This is a genomic window from bacterium (genome assembly GCA_030655055.1).
Lineage (GTDB): Bacteria > Edwardsbacteria > AC1 > AC1 > EtOH8 > UBA5202.
In genome coordinates, this window is the sequence record JAURWH010000058.1 from 1 (window position 1) to 3472 (window position 3472).

The 3472-nt window shown below is 53.9% G+C and carries 6 protein-coding genes; 2 read left to right on the forward strand and 4 right to left on the reverse strand.

Translation table 11 applies throughout. From position 1 onward, the window contains the following. Together Q7U71_02735 and Q7U71_02740 are read left to right on the forward strand one after the other, a co-directional pair. Positions 1–350: hypothetical protein (locus tag Q7U71_02735; protein ID MDO9390669.1), on the forward strand; the 350-nt coding region annotated here is incomplete at its 5' end. Between the two features lie 129 nt (positions 351–479). After that, the gene (locus tag Q7U71_02740; protein MDO9390670.1) at positions 480–1250 is read left to right on the forward strand and encodes an inositol monophosphatase family protein; all 771 of its coding nucleotides are present in this window, start codon (positions 480–482) and stop codon (positions 1248–1250) included. Between the two features lie 74 nt (positions 1251–1324). On the opposite strand, the gene Q7U71_02745 is transcribed toward Q7U71_02740, so the two are convergent. The 4 genes from Q7U71_02745 to Q7U71_02760 form a co-directional block, all read right to left on the reverse strand. Beyond that, complete coding sequence (locus Q7U71_02745) at positions 1325–1801, reverse strand: hypothetical protein (GenBank protein MDO9390671.1); 477 nt, start codon at positions 1799–1801, stop codon at positions 1325–1327. 65 nt (positions 1802–1866) lie between these two features. Next, on the reverse strand, positions 1867–2265 hold the full coding sequence (locus Q7U71_02750; GenBank protein ID MDO9390672.1) for a hypothetical protein: 399 nt from the start codon (positions 2263–2265) through the stop codon (positions 1867–1869). A gap of 11 nt (positions 2266–2276) precedes the next feature. Next, positions 2277–2429 carry a hypothetical protein gene (locus Q7U71_02755; GenBank protein MDO9390673.1) on the reverse strand — a complete coding sequence of 51 codons (153 nt, stop codon included), beginning with the start codon at positions 2427–2429 and terminating at the stop codon, positions 2277–2279. A gap of 156 nt (positions 2430–2585) precedes the next feature. Beyond that, on the reverse strand, positions 2586–3472 hold an 887-nt coding region (locus Q7U71_02760), incomplete at its 5' end, for a DUF58 domain-containing protein (protein MDO9390674.1).

Consider the following 3472-nt stretch of genomic DNA (forward strand, 5'->3'; position numbering starts at 1 on the left):
AAGAACTGGCAACCATAATCTCCGGAGTGGACGTGGTGGCCATGGACATCAAGCCTCCCACTGCCTGCGGGAAAGACATCTGGAACGTACAGCAACAGTTCCTGCATACCGCCAGAGACAAGGCCTTCGTCAAACTGGTCATCTGTGACAAAACCACGACAGAAGAAGTTGAACAGTCCGCCCGGATGATAGCCGCTGTGGACAAAAAGTTGGTTTTGGTTCTCCAGCCAGCCGAAGGGCCGAACGCCCCGGAAATGCAGACGGTCCGCAGATACCAGGCCCTGGCCGGAGAGCAGCTTCAGCATGTCAGCATTATCCGGCAGATGCACAAGATATGGAATATACCTTGAAATAATATTTATAAGGAAGGCAGGAATCCCAGGAATAAACGTTTCCCTCATATAGTATTCCTGGTTTCATGGTTTCCTAATAAAATCCCCTTGTTTACCATCGCCTTTAATAATAAGACACACTACCTGATGTTTGACAAAGAATTCAAGACCGCGGTGCTGGCCGCAAAAAAGGCCGGTCATTTGCTCCAGGCCATGTCCCAGGGCGACCTGAAGGTTGAATACAAGGGCGAGATCGACCTGGTGACCCAGGCCGACCGCGCAGCCGAGGCCCTGGTGGTTAAAATGCTTCGCCGGAATTACCCCGGCGACGACATTCTGACCGAGGAAACAAACCGGGACCGCACCCGGTCTGTCCGGCGCTGGATAATAGACCCGCTGGACGGCACCACCAACTATGCCCACCGCTTCCCCTTTTGGTGCGTCTCCATCGCTTTTGAGTTTAAGGGTCAAGTTGTGCTGGGCGCAATATACAATCCGAATTTGAACGAACTGTTCACCGCCCGGAAAGGCCTGGGCGCCTGGATCAACGGAAACAAGATAAAGGTATCCTCCCAGCCGGTCCTGAAGAAAAGCCTTTTAGCCACCGGCTTCCCCTACGATGTCCATTATTCCAGAAAAGACAATCTGGACAACTTCCGGAGATTCATCAAGCGGGCCCAGGCGGTGAGGCGGCCGGGCTCGGCGGCTTTGGACCTGGCCTATGTGGCCTGCGGCCGGTTCGACGGGTTCTGGGAGATGAAGCTGAAGACCTGGGACATGGCGGCCGCGTCTTTGATGGTGACTGAAGCCAGGGGAAAGCTGAGCGGTTTTAAGGGACAGAAGTTCAGCATCTACGTGCCGGAATGCCTGGCCACAAACGGGAAGATACACCGGGAAATGATCGAAGTATTAAAATAGAGTATTACGGCATCATGCCAAAAGGGCTGGAAGCAAAGCTTCCAGCCCTTTATATTTTCCTTTAAGCCTGAATTTCAAAAATAATATCTGGCTCCCAGACCGCCCTGTAGCCAAAGACCGGTGGCCGGAGCAAGGTCCAGGGTCGGAGCCAGTTCCAAAAACAGATCGAACGGAGCATCCCTGAAGATGTACTCCAAACCCACCACCCCCCGGACCCCGATATTGGCCCCGTCGCGGTCATGAAAATGGCCGCCCCACAAGGTGGCGCCGACGCCGTAATAAAGAGGCATCTTGCCCTGTTCCACCTCTATTACCTGGTAGTTGTGCCAAAGGTAATCGGCATTGGCCCGGAAATATCCGGCATCCAAAAACGACCAGGCCAGAGTGCCGTCAAAGGCGTTGGTCGAGCCCTGCCAGTACTTCCAGGAAAGCCCCGAAGGCTCGCCGGCCACCAAACCCAGTCCGAAATTCCGGCCCTGTTGGATGGGACTGGCCCAGGCGACAACGGTTAAGATAGAAAAAGTTAAAAACAGCATGCCCGCATTTTTCATTTATTCAGTTCCCTATCTCTAAATAATATTTACCTGTGATTTGTTCCTGTTGAAGCAACGATTCCTTAAAGGAATTTCACTTCCTTTACCGAAGAGTTGACCACGAATACTTTCTCGGTATTGGACTTGGGATCGGCCGGAAACAGCATAAAGCCCTTGCGGTTCGGCATGTATACCTCGGCCCGTCCGGTCAGCACTTCGCCGTCGTTGAATGTGACCTGGATCTTTTTCCCCAGCACCTGGTTATGGCCATCGAACTCCTTGCGCTCGTCATAATCCCGGTTGCCGATGAAATCCTTGACAAAGAATACCGCCTTGACCTGACCCAGCCTGATCTCGACCGGATTTTGAGGGTCGTCGTCCGAAATAATATGAAAACTGTCCTTGGTGGAGGAAAAATCCAGGGTCCGGCCCTTGGCCACCCGTCCGTTCAGATAGCGGACCACCAGTTTGCTTTCCTTCATGGCCGGCCCTCCTATTTTTGGTCGTAGTCTTTACGCCGGGGTCTTTCCCGCCGATTCTTCTGCCGGCGGTCGTTCCCGTTCCCCGGCCCGTTCTCAGCCTGCCTTTCCCGGCGACGGTCCCCCCGGCGGCGTTCCTCTGTCCTGCGTTCGTTCATTTTTGACATCTGGCTTCCTCCCGATAAACGTTGCTGTTTTGTTTACCCTGGATGAATCTTTTGCCCCAGTAAAAATGTCATTAATTATCGCAGTATCTATAATCTGTAGATTCCTTTCAGTGTCAATAAATGTCAAATATGATCCGCGTTCTTTCCCGATGTTTTTCACCCCAGCTTCTGCCTTTTGTGCAGGTATCTCAGCAGGGCCTGGTCGAAAGGCTGGTCGGTCACGATGGCCTGGTAGTCTATCAGGTGGCGGCGGCATTCCCGGGCCAGATGATCTGTTCTCTTTTTTAGGGACTTAAGATATTCCTGTTTGATGTCCGCCGGGTTTATCTGCAGTTCCTGCCCGGTCTCCATGTCGGCGAAAACCGCTTCGGATTTGAAGGGAAAAGAGGCCTCGTCCGGGTCCAGCAGGTGGAACACCAGCACCTCGTGCTTCAGGTGGCGGAGATTTTTCAGGGAATTGATGATCTCGTCATCATCGCCCCACAGGTCGGAGATCAGCACCAGCAGGCCCCGGCGCTTGAGGTGCCCGGCCAGTTCCTGAAAGATCTTCTTATATCCGGTCCGGCCCTGGGGTTTGACCTGGTTCAGCTCCTGCAAAATGGCGTGCCAGTGGCTGCGCCGGGAGCGGGGCGGCAGGTATCTCTGCAGCCGGCTGTTGAACAGGGCCAGGCCCGCCGCGTCGTTCTGGGAAAGCAGCAAAAATGAAAGGGCCGCGGCCAGATAGGACCCGTACTCCAGTTTGCTGGCCACATTTGGACTATGGTAACCCATGGAGGCCGAACTGTCAAGCAGAATATAGGCCTTAAGGTTGGTCTCCTCCTCAAATTCCTTGACGAAATACTTGTCGCTCCGGGCCAGCACCTTCCAATCGATCCTTTTCACTTCATCACCCGGCAGGTAGGGCCGGTATTCGGCGAACTCCACCGAGAAACCGTGATAGGGGCTTTTGTGCAGACCGGTCAAAAACCCCTCCACCACCATCCGGGCCTTCAGGTCAAGACGCTTGATCTGGGCCAGCAGCCGGGGGGATAGATTTGATTTGA

Excerpts from the sequence above, each read along its gene's own strand:
- Q7U71_02740 (MDO9390670.1), top strand. The coding sequence starts at position 480 with ATGTTTGACAAAGAATTCAAGACCGCGGTGCTGGCCGCAAAAAAGGCC.
- Q7U71_02745 (MDO9390671.1), bottom strand. The coding sequence starts at position 1,801 with ATGAAAAATGCGGGCATGCTGTTTTTAACTTTTTCTATCTTAACCGTT.
- Q7U71_02750 (MDO9390672.1), bottom strand. The coding sequence starts at position 2,265 with ATGAAGGAAAGCAAACTGGTGGTCCGCTATCTGAACGGACGGGTGGCC.
- Q7U71_02755 (MDO9390673.1), bottom strand. The coding sequence starts at position 2,429 with ATGTCAAAAATGAACGAACGCAGGACAGAGGAACGCCGCCGGGGGGAC.